This window comes from Burkholderia sp. GbtcB21, from assembly GCF_019091065.1.
Lineage (GTDB): Bacteria > Pseudomonadota > Gammaproteobacteria > Burkholderiales > Burkholderiaceae > Burkholderia > Burkholderia pyrrocinia_C.
Genome location: NZ_JAGXKA010000013.1, coordinates 221,619 through 240,856, shown reverse-complemented (window position 1 = coordinate 240,856; position 19,238 = coordinate 221,619). Strand labels below are relative to the sequence as shown.

Below are 19,238 nucleotides of genomic sequence, written 5' to 3'. Positions count from 1 at the left end.
TTATGTCGAACGACACCAACTTTCGACACAAGACGCCCGAATTCATCGACCGGGCCATTTCAATAAATATAATCCCCAGACCGGAAATAAAGACCGACATTAAAAGTTAATTCGGCATGTTTTTCCACCTCTTTTGCTTTCCGCCGAACGCCGTTGCCGGCAACGCGTCACACCCCGCCGGATATGCCCACACAGGCCGCACGGAATCCTCACAATCGTGCTGTTGCCGGCATATAATTTTTCGCAACAATCGCGCGCATAGCGATGCTTTCAGCCCGTCAGGCCCACCTCCCTACCCGTCCGCAACCATGTCATCCCGCTCGTCCAGCCCGGCGTCGCTTCGCTCCACGCCGGATCTCGCTGACGCACATATTCTCGTCGTCGACGATCGCCCGAACGACCTGCGGCTCCTGACCGAGATCCTGCGTGCCGCGCGGTGCCGGATCAGCGTCGCGTTCGACGGGCTGCAGGCCTATCACCGTGCGCAGGCCATCTCGCCCGACCTGATCCTGATGGACGTGCGCATGCCGCGCATGGACGGGTTCGCCGCGTGCCGGCTGCTGGCGTCGACGCCGTCGACGCAGTCCATTCCGGTGATCATCCTGACGGCCGCGGGCGATCTCGAGGACCGCATCGCGGGGCTCGAAACCGGCGCGATCGACTACATCGTCAAGCCGTTCGAACCGGCCGAAGTGATTGCGCGGATCCGCAATCATCTGAAGCGCGCGCGGCGCAGCCAGCCGTTTGCGCACCTGCCCGAACTGCCCGACAACCCCGACGCAGCCGTCGTGCGCGCGGCGAGCGAGGTGCTGCTGCGCAACCTGCGCCATCCGCCGGCGCTCGAGGATCTCGCCAAACAGGTCGGCACGCACGAGAAGCGCCTGTCCCGCGTGTTCCGCGATCATCTCGGCCAGACGGTGTTCGAGTATCTGCGCGACACGCGCCTGCGCGCCGCGATGCACTTTCTCGCGGAAACGTCGATGGGGATCGGCGACATCGCCGAGGAAATCGGCTTTTCCACGCCCGGCAATTTCGCGACGGCGTTCCGGGAACGCTTCGGCATCACGCCGTCCGACTGGCGGCGCCAGCGCCATGCGGTCAATGCGCCGCCCGCGCCCGGGGAGCACCATCACGATGCGTAGGCGATACGCGACATGGGCAGCCGGATGTCGCGCGTTGCTGCTGCTTCTGATGGCGATGGCCGTCACCTGCGCGACGGCCAGGGCCGCGTCGACGCCCAGTCCCGCGCAACTGGAAGCCGTGTCGGTGTTCGAGGATGCCGGAAGGACGATGACCGCCGATCAGGTCGACGCCCGGCTCGCCGATCCGTCACGCGGTAAATCCGCGGCAACCACGCCATCGTTCAACGTCGAGTTTTCCCGGTCGGCATGGTGGGTCCGCGCGACGCTGGCCAACCGGGGCAGCACGGTACGCCCGCTGGTACTGGTATTGCGCGACGCGCGCGTCGACCATGCCGACTTCTATCTGCACCGGGCTGGCCAGTGGACACTCGCCAGCCGCTTCCCCGCCGCCGATGCCGACGGCGATGCAAACCGGCAGCCATCGCGGTACCCGGTACTCGACGTCACGCTGCGCGCCGGCGAAAGCATCCCGGTGCTGATCCGCGTCACGTCGCGCAAGGAAATGCGGCTCGCGCCGGCCGCGTTCACCCGCGAAGCATGGAACGCGCAGGAGTCGCGCGCCACGATGTGGGACTTCGGTTTCTTCGGCGGGTTGCTCGCGCTCGTGTGGTGCGCGCTGCTGATCGGGTTCTTCTCGCGCAGCGGCATGTTCTACGTACTGGCCGCGACGGCGCTGGGCACGGCGCTGTTCGAAGCGGCGTACCGCGGCTACACGGCGTTGGCTCTGTGGCCCGCCGCGCGCGAGTGGTCGGCGCGCGGCGAGGTGATCTTCGCGTACCTGGCGGTCTCGCTCTTCATCGTGTTCATTCTGTTGGTCGCGCATCGCGAGAAGGCGCGGCTCCCGGTGCGCGCCGTCTACATGACGATCCTCGGCCTCGAATGCGCGGGAATGGCCGGCGCCGCCTTCGGCGACCTGCTGACCTTCACGTGGTTCTGCCTGCGGTTGAACACCGTGCTGGGGATCGTGAACGTCGGCATCGCGCTGACGCTCGCGATCCGCCGGACGCCGACCGGCCGCGTGATGCTGATCGCGATTACGCTCGCCTGCTTCAACATCCTGCTGCGCACGCTCGACGGCATGGACGCACTGCCGCCGTTCCTGTTCTGGCTCAAGTCCGATATCTATCCGAACCCCGTCATCGCGATCATCGGGCTCGCCACGCACCTGCTGGTGCTGGCCGCGTGGATCCACCACGTGGGCCGTCAGCGCACCGACGCCAGAGAACGGCTCGAGCATTTCCAGCTCACCGAACAGGATCGCCTGCGCGACGAAGTCGCGCGGCGCACGGTCGCGCTCAACGACGCGCTGCAGCAGGTGACGACGCACATGCAGCAGAAGATCGAGACGCTCGGCTATGTCAGCCACGACCTGCGCGCGCCGCTGTCGACGATCAACGGCTACGCGAAGCTGCTGCTGCAAAGCGCGACGCGCAGCCAGGCGCGGCTGATCCGGTCGATCGACCGCAGCATCCGCTACCAGCTCGCGCTGATCGACGAACTGCTCGCGTTCACGAAGGCCGAACTGCAGCCGCTCGGCGTGTCGCCGGATACGACCGACCTGCCCGGCCTGCTCGACGACATCGGCCACTACGCGGTCGCACTGTGCGCGCAGCAGGACAACCGGTTCGTCTACCGGCCGGCCACGCCGCTGCCGCGCATGGTGTCGATCGACGGGATGCGGCTGCAGCAGGTGCTGCTGAACCTGCTGTCCAACGCGTCGAAATTCACGCGCGACGGCACGGTCACGCTGTCGGTTCATGCGGCGCGGGAAGGCGATGCGTGGCGCCTCTTGTTCGAGGTCGCCGATACGGGGATCGGGATCGACGTCAGCGGAACCCGCGACATCTTCCGCGCGTACCAGCAGGTGCAGGCCGTGAACGGCGGAACCGGGCTCGGCCTGTTCATCGCGCAACGCATCGTCGACGCGATGGGCGGCGAACTGGCCGTCGCCAGCCGGCCGGGCGTCGGCACGTCGTTCTCGTTCCCGATCGTCGCGCCGGCCGTCGGGCACGCGCTCGTGCCGGCGTCGGAACTCGTCCGGCGGTTTCAGCCGGCGGACGATGCCGAACCGGAGATCGCCGCGCCGTTGCTGCACGGCCCGTCCGACGATGCGCTCGACGAACTGATCCGGCTCGCCGGTGACGGCCGGCTCACCGATATCGAAGAGTGGCTCGGCCAGCATGCGGACGAGCCGGACCATGCGGCCTTCGTGCAGGCGATGCGCGAGCACCTCGACGCGCTCGATCTGCACGCGATCGAGAAGCTCGCCGGTTCGCTGAAACGCGCGCGCAGCGCGGATGCGTCGTTCGACGCCGAAACGGACGCGGCCGGGCAGGCCTGATCACGCGGAGGCCCATCGCTCGACCGCTATTCGCGGCCGCTGCCCATCGACCCGCTCGACGACGCGAGCGACTGTCAAGGACCTACTGCTCGGCCGCGGGCACCAGGATGCTACGCGGAATCAACGCGATCAGCGCACAGCTGACCAGCAGGCAAGCGCCCAGTGCATAAGTACCGTTGTTGATGTTGCCGGTCATTTCCTTTGCGATGCCGGTGATCATCGAGCCCGTGAAACCGGACAGGTTGCCCACCGAGTTGATCAGCGCAATGCCGGCGGCCGCGGCCGTGCCGGACAGAATCTGGCCCGGGAAGGTCCAGTAGATCGGCATCAGCGCCAGGATGCCGCAGGTGGCGATGGTCAGGAACACGATCGACAGCGCCACGTTCTGCGCGCATGCCGCGCTCATGATCAGGCCGACGCCGCCGATCAGCGCGGGAATCGCTGCATGCAGGCGGCGTTCGCCCGTCTTGCGCGAGTGCGATGCGTTCCACACCATCGCGAAAATTGCCGTCAGGTACGGAATGGCAGTAAGCAGGCCGATATGCAGCGGACTCCGCACGCCGGACGCGCGAATGATCGACGGCAGCCAGAAGGCCAGCCCGTAGAAGCCTGTATTGAACGTGAGAAGGATGAAGGTAAGCAGCCAGACACGCGGGCTGCGCAACGCGGCACCGACGCTGTGCGACTTGTGCGCGGCCTCGGATTCGAGATTGCGCGACAGCACCGCCTTTTCCTGGTCGGACAGCCACTTCGCCGACCGCGGGCCGTCGCCGAGGCAAGCCAGCACGATGAACGCCACCACGATCGACGGCAACCCTTCGAGCAGCAGCATCCATTGCCAGCCGCTCATGCCTGACAGGCCGTGCGTCTGCTCCATCAGCCAGCCGGAAACCACGCTGCCCAGCGTCAGGCTCAGCGGGATCGCCACCAGGAAGCCCGACATGGCCACGCTCTGGCGGCGCGCCGGAAACCAGTAGTTCATGTACAGGATGACGCCCGGGAAAAAGCCGGCTTCACACAGACCCAACAGGAAGCGCAGCGTGTAGAACATGGTGGGCGTCTGCACGTGGAAGAACTGCGCGAGCGGCACGATGAAGGCCATCGACGACGACACGATGCCCCATGTGATCATGATCCGCGCGATCCAGAAGCGTGCGCCGTACCGGTGCAGCAGCAGGTTGCTGGGCATCTCGAACAGGAAATAGCCCCAGAAGAACACGCTGGCGCCGAACGCATAGACGCTGTCGCTCAGGCTCAGGTCATCGAGCATCTGCAGCTTGGCGAAGCCCACGTTGACGCGGTCCAGGTAGGCCACGACGTAGCAGAGCAGCAGCAATGGCAGGATGCGCCGCATGACCTTGCGGTAGAGGGCGTCTTCGGACGAGTCGGCCGCGGCCGGCGCGGCAGCGGTCTGCGTGATGGTTGGCATCGGATTGTCTCCTGATTGTGTAGGTCTTCTTCGTACCGGCGAGCTCGCCGGCTCGCCGATGTTACCGATACCATCCGGTGATAAAAAAAACCGTCGACAAGACGACGGGAGCAACCGGCGCTCTGATACCGGTAACAGATTTGAAGGTAGCATGCGACGACAGGCGAGTTCAAGTCCCGACGAACAAGTGGTTTCCCTACGATGCAATGGGCGCGCAGCGGACGGCCTGCACGGTACGCCGCGCCGGTATGATGTAGCCTTTCATGTTTCCCCGATCGCGATTCCGATGCCCAGTCCCACCGCCGTCCGGCCTGCCGGACCGCCCCGCATGTCCGACGTAGCCCGCCTGGCCGGCGTATCGAAGATGACCGTGTCGCGCGTGCTTGCCGGCCACAGCGTGGCAGCCGAGACGCGCGAACGGGTCTGCAAGGCCATCGACCAGCTCGGCTACGTGGCCGATGCTGCCGCGGGTGCGCTGTCGTCGGGGCGGTCGGAATTTGTCGCGGTGCTGGTGCCGTCGCTGTCGAGCTCCAACTTCTCGGACACCGTGCGCGGCCTGACCGATGCGCTCGAACCGCATGGCCTGCAACTGCTGCTCGGCGACACCGACTACGACCTCGAACGTGAAGAACGGCTGGTGCGCTCCATGCTGCGTCACCAGCCGCGCTGCATCGCGCTGACGGGTGCGCAGCACACCGATGCGACGCGCAAGGTGCTGCAGCGCTCGGCCATTCCCGTGGTCGAGATGTGGGACCTCCCCACGCATCCTATCGACACCGCCGTGGGCTTCTCCAACGTGCGCGCCGCGCGTGCGATGGTGCGGCACCTTGCCGGGCAAGGTTACCGGCGCATCGGCTTTCTCGGCGGTGCCAGCGAGTTGGACCGCCGCGGCCTGGACCGGCTCAAGGGGTATCAGTCGGAGATCAAGGCGCTGGGGCTGTGCGAGCCGCGCGTCGTGCGGCTCGGTGAATCGCCGATCACCATGAGCCACGGCGGCCCCGCCATGGCAGCACTGCTGGAGATGTGGCCGGACACCGACGCGGTGATGTGCGTGAGCGACATGTCGGCGTTCGGCGCGATCATGGAATGCCACCGGCGCGGACTGTCCGTGCCGGCAGACATGGCCGTGGCCGGCTTCGGGAACTTCGAAGTGGCGACATGCTGCCACCCGACCATCACCACGGTGTCGGTCGACGCCTACGGCATCGGCCTGCGCACGGGCGAGGCCTTGCTGGCAGCGCTGCAAGCGCGTGACGACGGCGAACGGATCGAATCGCAAAGCGTCCGCATCGACTACACGATCGTCGCGCGGGAAAGCGCCTGACGGGCTGAAGGCCAGGTTTGCCGCCTTTCACGAGAAGGGTCGCGCATCGAGGCGCGACTGCGTAGCGGCTCGCGCCCTCATCCCCCCACTCGCACGCAAAATCCCCTTTCGCAACGCAAAATCCCCGTGCTAACATCCGCTCGTATGTTACCGGTAACTATCCGGCAAAAAAACTGAACGAAGAACCATGCGGAGACAGCGCACCATGTCACACACCCCTCGCCGCCTGCGCAGCCAGGAATGGTTTGACGACCCTGCCCATGCGGACATGACCGCGCTCTATGTCGAGCGATTCATGAACTACGGGCTGACGCGTGAGGAGCTGCAGTCGGGCCGTCCCATCATCGGCATCGCGCAGACGGGCAGCGACCTGGCACCGTGCAACCGCCACCACATCGAACTGGCCGAGCGCACCAAGGCGGGTATCCGCGACATGGGCGGCATTCCGATGGAATTCCCCGTGCATCCGCTGGCCGAGCAGAGCCGCCGGCCCACGGCCGCGCTCGACCGAAACCTGGCCTACCTGGGGCTGGTCGAGGTGTTGCATGGCTTTCCGCTGGACGGTGTGGTCCTGACCACCGGCTGCGACAAGACCACCCCCGCCTGCCTGATGGCCGCGGCCACCGTGGACATGCCCGCCATCGTGCTGTCGGGTGGACCGATGCTCGACGGCTGGCACGAGGGCAAGCGCGTCGGTTCGGGCACGGTGATCTGGCACGCCCGCAACCTGCTGGCTGCCGGCGATATCGACTACGAAGGCTTCATGAAGCTGACCACGGCATCGTCGCCGTCGATCGGACACTGCAACACCATGGGCACGGCGCTGTCGATGAACAGTCTGGCCGAGGCGCTGGGCATGTCGCTGCCGGGCTGCGCGAGCATTCCGGCCGCCTACCGCGAGCGCGGCCAGATGGCTTACGCCACCGGCAAGCGCGCTGTCGAGCTCGTTCGCGAAGACATGCGCCCGTCGAAGATCATGACGCGCGCGGCGTTCGAGAATGCCATCGTCGTCGCCTCCGCGCTCGGCGCGTCGACCAACTGCCCGCCGCACCTGATCGCCATTGCGCGCCACATGGGCGTGGAACTGAGCCTGGACGACTGGCAGCGCCTGGGTGAATCCGTGCCGCTGCTCGTCAACTGCATGCCGGCCGGCGAATACCTCGGGGAGAGCTTCCACCGCGCCGGCGGCGTGCCCGCGGTGCTGCGTCAACTCGATGCGGCCGGCCTGCTGCAGCGCGACTGCCTGACCGTGTCCGGTCGCGCGATCGGCGAGATCGCCGACACGGCGCAAGACGCCGACCGCGACGTGATCCGCACGCCCGAAGACCCGCTCAAGCACGGTGCCGGCTTCATGGTGCTGTCAGGCAACTTCTTCGACAGCGCCATCATGAAGATGTCGGTGGTGGGCGAAGCCTTCCGCCAGACCTACCTTGTCGAGCCGGGCGCGGAAAATACCTTCGAGGCACGCGCGATCGTCTTCGATGGCCCCGAGGACTACCACGCCCGTATCAACGACCCTCGGCTGCAAATCGACGAACGCTGCATCCTGGTGATCCGCGGCTGCGGTACGGTCGGTTACCCGGGCAGCTCGGAAGTCGTCAACATGGCACCGCCCGCGGACCTGGTGAAGCGTGGCGTGACGTCGCTGCCATGCATGGGTGATGGACGCCAGAGCGGCACGTCGGCCAGCCCGTCGATCCTGAACATGTCGCCGGAAGCGGCGGTCGGCGGCGGCCTGGCCCTGCTGCGCACGAACGACCGCATCCGCGTGGACCTGAATCGCCGCAGCGTCGACGTGCTCGTCGATGAAGACGAACTCGCGCGCCGCCGCGAGACTGCAAGCTTCGCCGTGCCGCCGGCACAAACGCCCTGGCAGGAACTCTATCGCCGGTTCGTGGGCCAGTTGTCCACCGGCGGCTGCCTCGAACCGGCCACGCTGTACCTGAAGGTAATCGAGCAGCGCGGTAATCCGCGCCATTCGCACTGACCCAACCGCCCACGACTCTTGCCGAGCTGACCATGCGTACTCCTTCCGTTTCCGACTGCCTGCCGCACGACCTTGCGCAGGCCCTGCTGATCGGCCGCGTCTGGCGGCACGATGGTGCCCACGCGGGCCCGAGCGTCGTCGCCGTGCGCGGCGGCGAGATGTTCGACATCACGCATATCGTGCCGACCACCGCGGACCTGTTCGACCGTCCCGACGCAGTCGCAATCGCGCGCACCGCCCCCGGCGAATCGCTCGGCCGCGTCGAACCGCTGCTGCAGGCGGCGCTGGACGGCGCGCCCGGCGCCACTCACCTGCTCGCCCCATGCGATGTGCAGGCCATCAAGGCTTGCGGCGTCACCTTTGCCGTCAGCCTGATTGAACGCGTCATCGAAGAACAGGCCGGCGGCGATCCCGCCAAAGCGAGGGACGTGCGCGAAACCATGGCCGCGACCATCGGCACCGACCTGTCGAAGATCGTTCCCGGTTCCGAAGCCGCCATGCGCCTGAAGGCGGAACTCGAGCGCCGCGGCGCGTGGTCGCAATACATGGAAGTCGGAATCGGCCCGGATGCCGAGGTGTTCTCCAAGTCGCAGCCGATGTCGGCAGTGGGCTTCGGCGCGGACGTGGGCCTGCTGCCGGTGTCGGTGTGGAACAACCCGGAACCGGAGATCGTGCTGGCGGTCAGCTGCGACGGCAGGCCGGTAGGCGCCACGCTCGGCAATGACGTGAACTTGCGCGACATCGAAGGCCGCTCGGCGCTGCTCCTCGGCAAATGCAAGGACAACAACGGCTCGTGCGCGATCGGCCCGTTCGTGCGGCTGTTCGACGACCGCTTCACGCTGGACAGCGTGCGGCAGGCCAGCGTGTCGCTGCGCGTCGAAGGCGCGGATGACGGCTTCGTCCTCGACGGCATCAGCCACATGCGCGAGATCAGCCGCGACCCGGCCGACCTCGTCGCGCAGACCTGCGGCGCGCATCACCAGTATCCCGACGGTTTCATGCTGTTCCTGGGCACGATGTTCTCGCCGATCCAGGATCGCGACGCACCCGGCGGCGGATTCACTCACCACCTGGGCGACCGCGTCACCATCTCCACGCCCATGCTCGGCGCGCTCGTCAACACCGTGCGGCTTTCCACGGAGATCTCGCCGTGGACTTTCGGCGTGCGTGCCCTGTATGCCAACCTGGCCGCACGCGGCCTGCTCGATGCGTGAGGCCATTCATGGACGATCCAGCCGACCGCGGAACGATGCGGACGTGGGAGGCGCATTCAGCGACGTGTCGGAATACTGGTCGCCCAAAGTCGTCGCACAGATCAACGCTCAATACCTGAAGGTTGCAAGAGTACGCGGACAGCTCGTCCGGCACGACCATGCGCACGAAGACGAACTGTTGTTCGTCGTGCGCGGGCACCTCGAGATCGAATATGAAGGCGGCCGTGTCGTCGATCTGCCCGCCGGTTCGATGCACGTGGTGCCGAAAGGCACGCTGCACAATCCGGTCGCCGATGACGAATGCTGGATCGTCCTGATCGAACCCGTTCAGACGAAGCATACCGGCGACGTCGAGTCACCGCTGACACGGACGATCGACGAGCAGTTGGGTGGGGTGCGCTGAGTTCATCTGTCGGCGTGGAGCGAGCCCTCCCAGGCCGACCTGCCGTTGCCGAACCAGCGCCGAAACCCCGATACCCGCGATACGTCAGGCCGAAGCCGCCGTGCTGCCTGCGCCCTGCTCGCGCGCCGGTGCTGCGCGCCGCCCCGACGCCGGTGCGCCGCTCGGCCGCGCCGCGTTCGGCCGGTCGACATAATCGCGCGGCGTGCGCCCGAGCACTCTCCTGAAATGGCGGCACAGATGGCTCTGGTCGAAGAACCCGACCTCGGGCGCGACGACCGACGGCGGCAGCCCCGCGCGCAGCAGGTCCTGCGCGCGCCGCACCCGCACGAGGCACAGATAGCGATGCGGCGACACGCCCAGCTCGCTGCGAAAGCGCGCGGCAAAACGCGACACGCTCAGCCCGGCCACCGCCGCGAGCGCCTCGATGCTCAACGGCTGCGCGTACGACGTCTCGATGATGCGCAGCGCGCCGCCGACGGCGTGCGATACGGGCTGCGCAACGCCGAACGGGCGAATCGCGTCATGATCGATCGCGTGACGAAAAACGTCTCCCATGCGAGGCTCCATCAGGTCGTCGCGTGCGTCGCGTCGGCCGGCATCGCGAAGCGCCCGATCGCGAACGGCTCGATCGGCGTGCTCGTCGCGCCCGTGTCGATCAGCTCCGCCATCGTGTCGCCGACGCCCGGGCCGAGCTGGAAGCCGTGCCCGCAGAAGCCGAACGCGTAATACAGCCCGTCGACCTTCGCGCTGCGCCCCATGATCGGCCGGTCGTCCGGCATGTAGCCCTCGACACCGCTCCACACGCGAATGATGTTCAGCCGCGTCAGCGCCGGTGCGACGCGCGCAAGCTGCGTGAACTGCAGCAGCGTGCTCTCGGGCAGCACCTTCGCGCGCCGTTCGTCGAGATAGGCCGGCGCGCGCGCGCAGCCGCCGATCACGATGTTGCCGCGCTCGACCTGCCGGAAGTACACGACTTCCTCGATATGCGGCGACGATACGCCGACGGACGGCAGGATCGAATACGGCACGGGCTCCGTCACGCACATCTGCGGCCCGTTGACCGCGATCGGCACCGGCTCGCCGAACTGCGTGCTGAGCTGGTTGCCCCACGCGCCGGCCGTCACGAGCAGGTTCGGCGCGCAGAACACGCGGCCGTCGGCGCTCGTCGCGCGGAACGTGTCGCCGTCCTTCTCGACGGTCGCGATCGCGGTGTTCTCCTCGATCCGCGCACCCGCGCGCGCCGCCGCGCGGCCGAACGCCGGCGCGGCGAGGCGCGGGTTCGCATGGCCGTCCAGCGCCGAATGGGACGCGCTCAGCACCTCGGGGCCGAGAAACGGAAACTTCGCGCGCATCGCCGCGCCGCGATACAGGTCGAGCTTCAGCCCGTATTGCGCGGCATCGCGCGCATAGGCCTCGAACATGTCGTCCTGCTCCTGCCGGTAGCACACGCGAACGTGCCCGACCTGCAGGAATTCGGCGCTGTGCCCGATCAGCTCGGGCATTCGGCTCCAGATCTCGCGGGAACGGTTCGCGAGCGGCAGTTGCGGCAGGTAGCGGCCCTGGCGCCGCACGTTGCCGAAATTGACGCCGCTTGCCTGCTGCCCGATCAGCCCGCGTTCGAGCAGGATCACCGAGCGGCCGCGCCGGCGCAGGAAAAACGCGGCCGCGGCGCCCATGAAGCCGCCGCCCACGATCACGACATCCGCATCGGCCCGCATCACTCGTCCCCCTTCATCGTCACGGCTTCGTCACGCGGCGCGGGAGGCTCGCCCGCCGCCGCACGCAGCGCGACCGGCAGCGGCTTCACGGGCGCCTGCCCGCGCAGGCGACCGACCGCCTCGAGCGGCACGCCGGCTGCGGCGGCGATCACCTCGGCCCCCGCGTGGCCGCAGTAGCGGCCCTGGCAGCGCCCCATCCCGACGCGGCTGAACGCCTTCGCGCGATTCGCGTCGCACGCGCCCTCGTCGCGGATCACACGGCGCAGCTCGCCGACGCTCACGCCCTCGCAGCGGCACAGGATCGTGTCGTCGGACAGCGTCGCGGCCTGTTGCGCGGGCCACGGAAACGCCTGCGCAAGCCCCGCGCGGAAACGGTCCATCTTCGTGCGTTCGCGCTGCAGCGCGGCGACCGCGCGCGCGTCGACCGGCCGCCCGAGATCCGTCAGCAGCGCGAGCGCCGCGAGGCGGCCCGCCGCTTCCGCGCCGTCCGCGCCGAGCACGCGCGCACCGTCGCCGGCCAGATAGACGCCCGCGACCGAGCTGCGCCCCATGTCGTCGAGCTGCGGCAGCCATTGCCGCGTGTCGCCGTCGAAGCGGAACGCGCAGCCGGCCAGATCCGCGAGCTGCGTCTCGGCGCGCAGGTGGTAGCCGAGCGCGACCGCGTCGCAATCGATGAGCGCGGCGGTGCCGGCGGCGGTGCGAAACCTGACGGCCGACACGCCCTGCTCGGGATCGCCGTGAATCTCGAGCGGCTCGATCCCGTGCTCGATGCGCACGCCGGCACGCTTCAGCGCACGCGTGAGCGCGATGCCCTTCGCGAGCACGTCGGGCCGCGCGAGCAGTTTCGGCAGCGCGCGCAGCCGGTTCGCCGCGGGCGACGTGTCGAGCACCGCCGCGACCTTCGCGCCGGCCTGCACGTACTGGTGCGCGACGAGATACAGCAGCGGGCCCGAGCCCATGAACACGACGTTCGCGCCGATCGCGCACGCCTGCGCCTTCAGCGCGATCTGCGATGCGCCGAGGCTGTACGTGCCCGCGTACTGCCAGCCCTTGACGGGCATCAGCCGGTCGGTCGCGCCCGGGCACAGCACCAGCGCGTCGTACGGGCGGCGCACCGACACGCCGTCGTGCGCGGTGTACAGCGCGCCGCCGGACACGTTCCAGGCCAGCGTGTCGGGCGCGTAGTCCAGCGAAGCACGCAGGCGTTCGAACGTGTCGTGCAGGTCTTTCGCGCGCGCGGCCTCGGTGCCGTACAGCTTGTCGTACGGGCGCGAGAACATGTCGGGCTGACGCCGGTAGATCTGGCCGCCGTCGCGCCGGCCTTCGTCGATCACGAGCGGCCGCACGCCGGCTTCCACCAGCGTCTGCGCGCAGCGCACGCCGGCCGGCCCGGCGCCGACGACGATTACGCGAGGCTCGACCATTGCGCCTCCGGTTGGCGGGTGACGATGTCCAGGCCCGGCTGCACGACGGTCGTGCACGCGCGCAGGCGCTCGCCGTCGGCGGTCCAGACCCAGCAGTCCTGACACGCGCCCATCAGGCAGAAACCGGCCCGCGCCTCGGGGCCGAACTCGGACTGCCGCACGTGGCCGGCCTGCGTCAGCATCGCGACGAGCAGCGTATCGCCTTCGAGCCCGTTCACCGTGCGGCCGTCGACGCGGAACGCGACCGGACGGCGCCCGGTTTCGGCGAGACGAACGAATCGCCCTGTCATATCCAACCCTCCTGTCGCGCGAGCGCGCCGCCCACCGGCCGGCCCGTCGGGCGTCTTTTCATCGATTGCATCGTTCAGTGCAGGATGTCCTGCAGCCGGTAGTACGCGCCGACGAACGGCAGGAACCACGCATGCCCGAAATGGCCCGGCATCGCCGGCCAGTCGAGCTCACGCCACGGATTCGACGCGGCCGCGCCGTACATCACGTCGGCCATCACGCGGCCCATGTGCACCGACATCTGCACGCCGTGGCCGCTGTAGCCCATCGAGTAATAGACGCCGTCGTGCTGGCCGGCGCGCGGCAGGCGGTCGGCAGTGATGTCGACGAGCCCGCCCCAGCAATAGTCGAGCCGCACGTTCGCGAGCGCCGGGAAATACTCGGCCATCCCGGCGCGCAGGATGTCGCCGCTTTTCGCGTCGGAGCGCGGGCTCGACATCGCGAAGCGCGCGCGGCCGCCGAACAGCAGCCGGTTGTCGGGCGTCACGCGGAAGTAGTTGCCGATATGGCGCGACGTCACGTACGCGCGGCGGTGCGGCAGCAGCCGGTTCAGTTGCTCGTCGGGAAGCGGCTCGGTGACGACGATGAAACTGCCGACCGGCGCGATGCGCCGCCGGAACCACGCGAACGGCCCCTGCTGCGATGCGCCGGTCGCGACCAGCACGCGATCGGCCACGATCGTGCCGCGCGTGCTGGTGATCGTGTGGCGCTCGCCATCGAGCCGCTCGAGCTGCGTGACGGCCGCATGCTCGTAGATGCGCGCGCCGGCCTGCGCCGCGGCTTGCGCGAGCCCGACGCCGAACTTGCCCATGTGCATCTGCGCGCCGTTGCGCTGCAGCAGGCCGCCGTGGAAACCGTCGGAGCCGACCTCGTCGCGAATCCGCGACGGCTCGATCAGTTCGATGTCCGGATCGACGTCGCGCCGCAATGCGTCGAAGGTCTTCGCGAGCCCCTCGAAATGCTGCGGCTTCGCGGCAAGCTTCAGCTTGCCGGCGCGCCGGAAATCGCAGTCGATCGCGTGTTCGGCGACGATCGTTTCGACGGTTCGCACCGCGCTCTCGTACGCGCGATAGAACTGCTTCGCCTGCTCGGCGCCGAGTCGTTCGGCGAGCGACGCGTAGTCCTGGGCGACGCCGGTATTGCATTGGCCGCCGTTGCGGCCGGATGCCTCGGCCGCAACCTGTGCGGCTTCGAGCACCACGACCGACACGCCGCGCTGCGCGAGCGCCAGCGCCGCCGACAACCCGGTAAAACCGCCGCCGATCACGACCACGTCGGCACGCCCTTCGACGGGCCCTTCGCTGCCGGCGCGAAAGTCGGGGCGGGTATCCAGCCAGTACGATTCGAATTTCATCGGATCCTTCGTGAGCAATCGGGCGCCGCGCATGACGCGCATGCGGAGCGCCGGCCCGCCTGTCGCCGCAGGTTCGCGACCGGGCGATGGCCGCCCGGTGAATACCATTTAAGCATCGACAAAAAGCGCAGTTGCCGCGTATTCGCGCACGGCGCACGCATCATCCGCTGTTTTGCGCGGCCGCGGCAGCACACCATGCGGCAGCCCGCGCGCACCGGCCGAATGCCGTCCGATCCGGTCATGGAACGCGCCGGCGTCATTCGTCACGCCCCCACTCTTGAAGCGCAGGTTCGCCTCGTACGCATAGCGGCCGAGGTCGGCCGTATGCACGCCTGCCGCGAGCCCGTACTTGTCGTGCGCGGCGAGCGCGAGCGCTTCGTCCTCGTCGTCGAACGTCCGCACCGTCGATACCGGCCCGAAGATTTCATCGCGCACGGCAGGCGACTGGGTCGTCACGCCGGTCAGGATCGTCGGCGCATAAAACGCCTTCCAAATGGCGCCGTTCCGCAACCGGGTGCGCTCGACGAATCGATCCGGGTCACGATGGATCGAACCGCCGCGTCAAACGGTCCCGAAGTAGTGCTGCGCCAAGGCGACCCAATACCGGACGCCGGCCGGAATGATGTCGTCGTTGAAATCGTATTTCGGGTGATGCAGAGCCGGCGCGGCCGGTCCGGCCGGCGCATTGCCGATCAGCACATAAGCGCCGGGCCGCTCCTCCAGCATGAAGCCGAAGTCTTCGGACGTCATGTTCGGCGGCACGTCGCGGTAAAGGCGTGCGTCGCCGAACGTCTCGCGAATGACCGTTTCGCAGAGCGCCGTCTCGACCGGCGTGTTGACCGTCGCGGGGTAGTACTGAAAGAACGCGACCTCGACTTGCGCGCCATAGGCACGGGCCAGCCCCTCGCACATGAGCTGGACGTCGCGCTGCAGCTTCTGCTGCAATGCCGACGATAGCGTGCGAATCGTGCCACGCAACTCGGCGCTGTCCGGAATGACATTGTCCGTCGTTCCCGCATGGAACATGCAGACGGAAATGACGGCGGGATCCACGGGATCCTTGTGCCGCGCAGCGATGGTCTGACACTGCAGCACCATCGAACACGCGAGGGGGACGGGGTCGACGCCCAGATGCGGCTGCGCCGCATGCGCGCCCTTGCCCGTTACCGTAATCCTGAACCGGGAGCCCGCGGCCATGATCGGGCCGGTACGCAACCCGAAATGCCCGGCAGGCAAACCGGGCCAGTTGTGCATGCCGAATACCGCCTCCGTCGGACATCGCTCGAACAGCCCGTCGTCGATCATCTTCCGCGCGCCCGCGCCCCCCTCTTCTCCGGGCTGGAACACGAAATGAACCGTGCCCGGCAACTGCCGTAGTTCCTTCAGGATTCGCGCGGCCCCGAGCAACATGACGGTATGCCCGTCATGCCCGCACGCGTGCATGACCCCGTGGGCGCACGACGCGTGCGCAAAGTCATTGGCTTCCTGGATCGGCAACGCATCCAGATCGGCGCGGAGCACGATGCCGCGGCCCGGATTCGCACCGGGCAGGCTCGCGACGACTCCCGTGCCTCCGATCCCACGTGAAACCGCGTAGCCAAGGTCTTCAAGCTCACGGGCGACGACGTCGGCCGTCCTGTGCTCTTCGAATCGCAACTCGGGATGCGCATGCAGATCGCGGCGCAATGCCGCCCAGTGCGCGTGATGCGTTTTCAGCGACGCCTCGGGGATGACGGGGATTTCCAATCTCGGCACCTTTACCAAGCAAACGGATTCAAATGTGTACTGCCGCCGCATCGCGCGCAGCAGCTGCTTCAATCATGGAAACCCAGGATCGACTTGATCTCCATGTACTCTTCCATCCCTTCGATCCCGTACTCGCGACCGTTCCCCGACTGCTTGTACCCGCCAAACGGAGCCTGCGGGTCCCATGCCGGGTAGTTCAGATGCACCTGACCCGACCGGATGCGCGCAGCCACCTCGCGCACGCGTTCCTTGTCGGTGCCCTGCACATGTGCGCCAAGCCCGTAAACCGTATCGTTCGCGATAGCGATGGCTTCTTCGACGGTGTCGTAAGGAAGGATCGCGAGGACCGGACCAAAGATCTCCTGCTGCGCGATCGTCATGTCGGTGCGGACATCGGAAAAGACGGTCGGCCGCGCATAAAGGCCTCGATCGAAACCCGCGGGCCGTCCGGGCCCACCGGCGATGAGCTTCGCCCGTTCGTCGATGCCCGCGTCGATCATCTGCCCGACACGATCGAACTGCGCGCGATTGGCCAGCGGGCCATGCGTCGTCGCTTCGGCGAACGGATCGCCGACGACCATCCGTTCCGTTGCCGCGACGACCAACGCTTCGACGCTATCCAGAAGGCTGCGCGGTACGATCATACGGGTCGGCGCGCTGCACGACTGCCCCATGTTCCGGAACGCGGCGGCAACGCCCGGCGCGACGGCGCGCGACAGGTCCGCATCGGGCAACACGATGTTCGGCGACTTGCCTCCGAGCTCCTGCGCAACGCGCTTGACGGTCGGAGCCGCCGCTTGCGCAACCAGTACGCCCGCACGCGTCGACCCCGTGATCGAAACCATGTCGACCTCCGGGTGCGATGCGAGCGCCGCGCCCACTTCCATTCCACTGCCGCTCACCAGGTTGAATACGCCCGCGGGCACGCCCGCATCGGCAATCACTTCCGCAAACAGCAACGCGCTGAGCGGCGACAGCTCGCTAGGTTTCAGGACCACGGTACAGCCCGCTGCGAGAGCCGGGCCGACCTTCGCCGTGATTTGATAGATCGGCCAGTTCCACGGCGTGATCAGCGCGCACACGCCGATCGGCTCGCGCACGACCGCGGTCGTCCCCCGCCGGGTCCGGAACGGGTAGCTGGCCAGATTGTCGCGCGCGACCCGGATATGTTCGGCCGCAAGCGGCACATGGGCACCGCGCGCATAGCTGATGGGCGCGCCCATTTCCATCGTGAGCGCCGTGGCGAACAGTTCGGCACGCTCGAGTATCAGCGCATGAACGCGGTCGAGCAGCGCGGCGCGCTGCTGCGGCGACGTCGCGGCCCAGCGTTCGAAAGCGTCGCGCGCGGCCTGCACTGCGCGGTCGGCGTCGCGTGCGTTCCCAAGTGGAATTTCGCACAGCGTGTCTTCAGTGGAAGGGCAGACGACCGCGAACCGATCGCCGCCGTCGGGCATGACCCAGTCTCCGTCGATGAAGAATCGATTCAGCCTTCCGGCTTGCATCAGGTGACGAACAGGTGAATTCATTGCAGGGTGTCCTTGAGTCGGTACCACGCGCCCACGAACGGCAAAAACCATGCTTTGCCGAAGTGGCCGGGAATAGCGGGCCAGTCGAAACTGTTCCACGGGTTGAGATCGGCTCGCCCGTCCATGATCTCTGCCATCAGCGTGCCCATCAGCGTGGCCATGTGCGTGCCGTGGCCGCTATAGCCCATCGAGTAATAAATACCTCGTCGCTGGCCCGCGCGCGGCAGGCGGTTGGCCGTCATGTCGACCATGCCGCCCCAGCAATGGTCGATGCGCACGCTGGCCAGTTCGGGAAACACGGCGGCCATCTGCTGTCGCAGGATCAACCCGCTCTTTTCGTCTGAACGGGGGTTGGACGTCGCAAAACGCGCACGCCCGCCAAACAGCATCCGGTTGTCGGGCGTGACGCGAAAGAAGTTCACGAAGTTCTTCGTGTCGGTGACCATCCGGCGAGTCGGCAGCAGCCGGTCCAGAAGTTCGCGCGGCAAAGGCTCGGTGACGATGATGAAAGCGCCGACCGGCACGATCCTGCGTCGGATCCAGCCGAACGGCCCCACCTGCGAAATGCCGCTCGCCAGAAGAACCTGGCGCGTACGGATCTCGCCGAGCGGCGTTCGCAACGCGTATGCGCCACCCGCCTCCCTCTTTAACCCGAGTACCGGCGCGCGCTCCAGGATGTGCGCACCGCGCGCTTGCGCGGCGTTCGCAAGGCCGCGCACATAGCGGCCGACGTGCATCCCGGCACTCTTCTCGAAGATCAACCCGCCGTGATAACGGTTCGAGCCGATCTCGTCGCGCAGTTCCGCCTTCGTCACCACGCGCGTGTCCGGATCCACGCTCGCGGCGAGCAGCGCCTGACTTCGCACGAGCTTGTCGTAGTGCTCCGGCTTCGCCGCGAGCTTGAGCTTTCCGCAGCGCACGAAATCGCAGTCGATCGACTCCTCCCTGACCAGCCGCTCGACCGTGTCGACACCCGCGTCGAACGCACGATACAAGCGGTTGGCCAGTTCCGTGCCGATGCGCTGCGACAGTGCAGCGTAATCCTGCGCGAAGCCGTTGTTGCACATGCCGCCGTTGCGTCCCGACGCCGCCTGCCCCACGGTGCCGGCTTCACAGACGACGACGCGTGCGCCTTTTTTCGACAGCGCCAGTGCAGCCGCCGAACCCGTGATTCCGCCGCCCACCACGACCACGTCGCAACTTCCGTCAGGCAGATCCGGCGAGCTGCTCACGAATGGCTCGGACGTATCGAGCCAGTAGGAACTGAAACGCATCACACACTCCAAAGCTGGCGCACCAGGCTGGAAAGCCGGCGGGCATTCGCCGCACCGATCCGGTTGGT

Annotated in this window: 15 protein-coding genes and 1 pseudogene; 6 read left to right on the top strand and 10 right to left on the bottom strand. The window is 67.4% G+C overall.

Features of this window, described 5'->3' with window-relative positions; translation table 11 throughout:
- The first annotated feature begins 308 nt into the window (after window positions 1–308).
- Entirely contained in the window at window positions 309–1,142 is an 834-nt protein-coding gene (locus KVT39_RS26525; protein WP_034182376.1) for a response regulator, read from the top strand.
- Entirely contained in the window at window positions 1,135–3,483 is a 2,349-nt protein-coding gene (locus tag KVT39_RS26520) for a sensor histidine kinase (RefSeq protein ID WP_217590566.1), read from the top strand. Before KVT39_RS26525 ends, KVT39_RS26520 begins: the two co-directional genes overlap by 8 nt.
- Before the next feature lie 82 nt (window positions 3,484–3,565).
- Here KVT39_RS26520 and KVT39_RS26515 read toward each other — a convergent pair whose 3' ends face one another.
- Window positions 3,566–4,912 carry an MFS transporter gene (locus KVT39_RS26515; RefSeq protein WP_034182378.1) on the bottom strand — a complete coding sequence of 449 codons (1,347 nt, stop codon included), beginning with the start codon at window positions 4,910–4,912 and terminating at the stop codon, window positions 3,566–3,568.
- Between the two features lie 286 nt (window positions 4,913–5,198).
- Between KVT39_RS26515 and KVT39_RS26510 the strand changes: the two genes are divergently transcribed.
- The 4 genes from KVT39_RS26510 to KVT39_RS26495 all read left to right on the top strand — a co-directional run bounded on the left by KVT39_RS26510 (window position 5,199) and on the right by KVT39_RS26495 (window position 9,840).
- A complete protein-coding gene (locus KVT39_RS26510) occupies window positions 5,199–6,236 on the top strand; it encodes a LacI family DNA-binding transcriptional regulator (protein ID WP_175749177.1) in 1,038 nt (345 codons plus the stop codon).
- A gap of 205 nt (window positions 6,237–6,441) precedes the next feature.
- A complete protein-coding gene (locus tag KVT39_RS26505; protein ID WP_217590565.1) occupies window positions 6,442–8,223 on the top strand; it encodes an IlvD/Edd family dehydratase in 1,782 nt (593 codons plus the stop codon).
- 32 nt (window positions 8,224–8,255) lie between these two features.
- Window positions 8,256–9,437, top strand: a complete 1,182-nt coding sequence (locus KVT39_RS26500; protein WP_217590564.1) for a fumarylacetoacetate hydrolase family protein — start codon at window positions 8,256–8,258, stop codon at window positions 9,435–9,437.
- Window positions 9,430–9,840: a cupin domain-containing protein gene (locus KVT39_RS26495; RefSeq protein ID WP_217590563.1), complete on the top strand. Its 411-nt coding sequence runs from the start codon at window positions 9,430–9,432 to the stop codon at window positions 9,838–9,840. The genes KVT39_RS26500 and KVT39_RS26495 overlap by 8 nt, the downstream gene beginning before the upstream one ends.
- 84 nt (window positions 9,841–9,924) lie before the next feature.
- On the opposite strand, the gene KVT39_RS26490 is transcribed toward KVT39_RS26495, so the two are convergent.
- The 9 genes and pseudogenes from KVT39_RS26490 to KVT39_RS26450 form a co-directional block, all read right to left on the bottom strand.
- Window positions 9,925–10,395 carry a helix-turn-helix domain-containing protein gene (locus tag KVT39_RS26490; protein ID WP_217590562.1) on the bottom strand — a complete coding sequence of 157 codons (471 nt, stop codon included), beginning with the start codon at window positions 10,393–10,395 and terminating at the stop codon, window positions 9,925–9,927.
- An 11-nt stretch (window positions 10,396–10,406) separates the two neighbouring features.
- Complete coding sequence (locus KVT39_RS26485; RefSeq protein WP_175749182.1) at window positions 10,407–11,558, bottom strand: FAD-binding oxidoreductase; 1,152 nt, start codon at window positions 11,556–11,558, stop codon at window positions 10,407–10,409.
- The gene (locus KVT39_RS26480) at window positions 11,558–12,982 is read right to left on the bottom strand and encodes an NAD(P)/FAD-dependent oxidoreductase (RefSeq protein WP_217590561.1); all 1,425 of its coding nucleotides are present in this window, start codon (window positions 12,980–12,982) and stop codon (window positions 11,558–11,560) included. The genes KVT39_RS26485 and KVT39_RS26480 overlap by 1 nt, the downstream gene beginning before the upstream one ends.
- Window positions 12,964–13,272 (bottom strand): (2Fe-2S)-binding protein, encoded by a 309-nt coding sequence (locus KVT39_RS26475; protein WP_034182384.1) that lies wholly within the window; start codon window positions 13,270–13,272, stop codon window positions 12,964–12,966. The genes KVT39_RS26480 and KVT39_RS26475 overlap by 19 nt, the downstream gene beginning before the upstream one ends.
- Before the next feature lie 74 nt (window positions 13,273–13,346).
- On the bottom strand, window positions 13,347–14,624 hold the full coding sequence (locus tag KVT39_RS26470; protein WP_217590560.1) for an FAD-binding oxidoreductase: 1,278 nt from the start codon (window positions 14,622–14,624) through the stop codon (window positions 13,347–13,349).
- Window positions 14,625–14,732: 108 nt separating this feature from the next.
- A pseudogene (locus KVT39_RS26465) lies at window positions 14,733–15,110 on the bottom strand (aldehyde dehydrogenase family protein); the annotation flags it as partial.
- Window positions 15,111–15,185: 75 nt separating this feature from the next.
- Window positions 15,186–16,370, bottom strand: coding sequence for a M20 aminoacylase family protein (locus KVT39_RS26460; protein WP_217590588.1), 1,185 nt, complete (start codon window positions 16,368–16,370; stop codon window positions 15,186–15,188).
- 68 nt (window positions 16,371–16,438) lie between these two features.
- Window positions 16,439–17,896 (bottom strand): aldehyde dehydrogenase family protein, encoded by a 1,458-nt coding sequence (locus KVT39_RS26455; protein ID WP_175749186.1) that lies wholly within the window; start codon window positions 17,894–17,896, stop codon window positions 16,439–16,441.
- Window positions 17,893–19,170 carry an FAD-binding oxidoreductase gene (locus KVT39_RS26450; RefSeq protein ID WP_175749187.1) on the bottom strand — a complete coding sequence of 426 codons (1,278 nt, stop codon included), beginning with the start codon at window positions 19,168–19,170 and terminating at the stop codon, window positions 17,893–17,895. The genes KVT39_RS26455 and KVT39_RS26450 overlap by 4 nt, the downstream gene beginning before the upstream one ends.
- Between the last annotated feature and the right edge of the window lie 68 nt (window positions 19,171–19,238).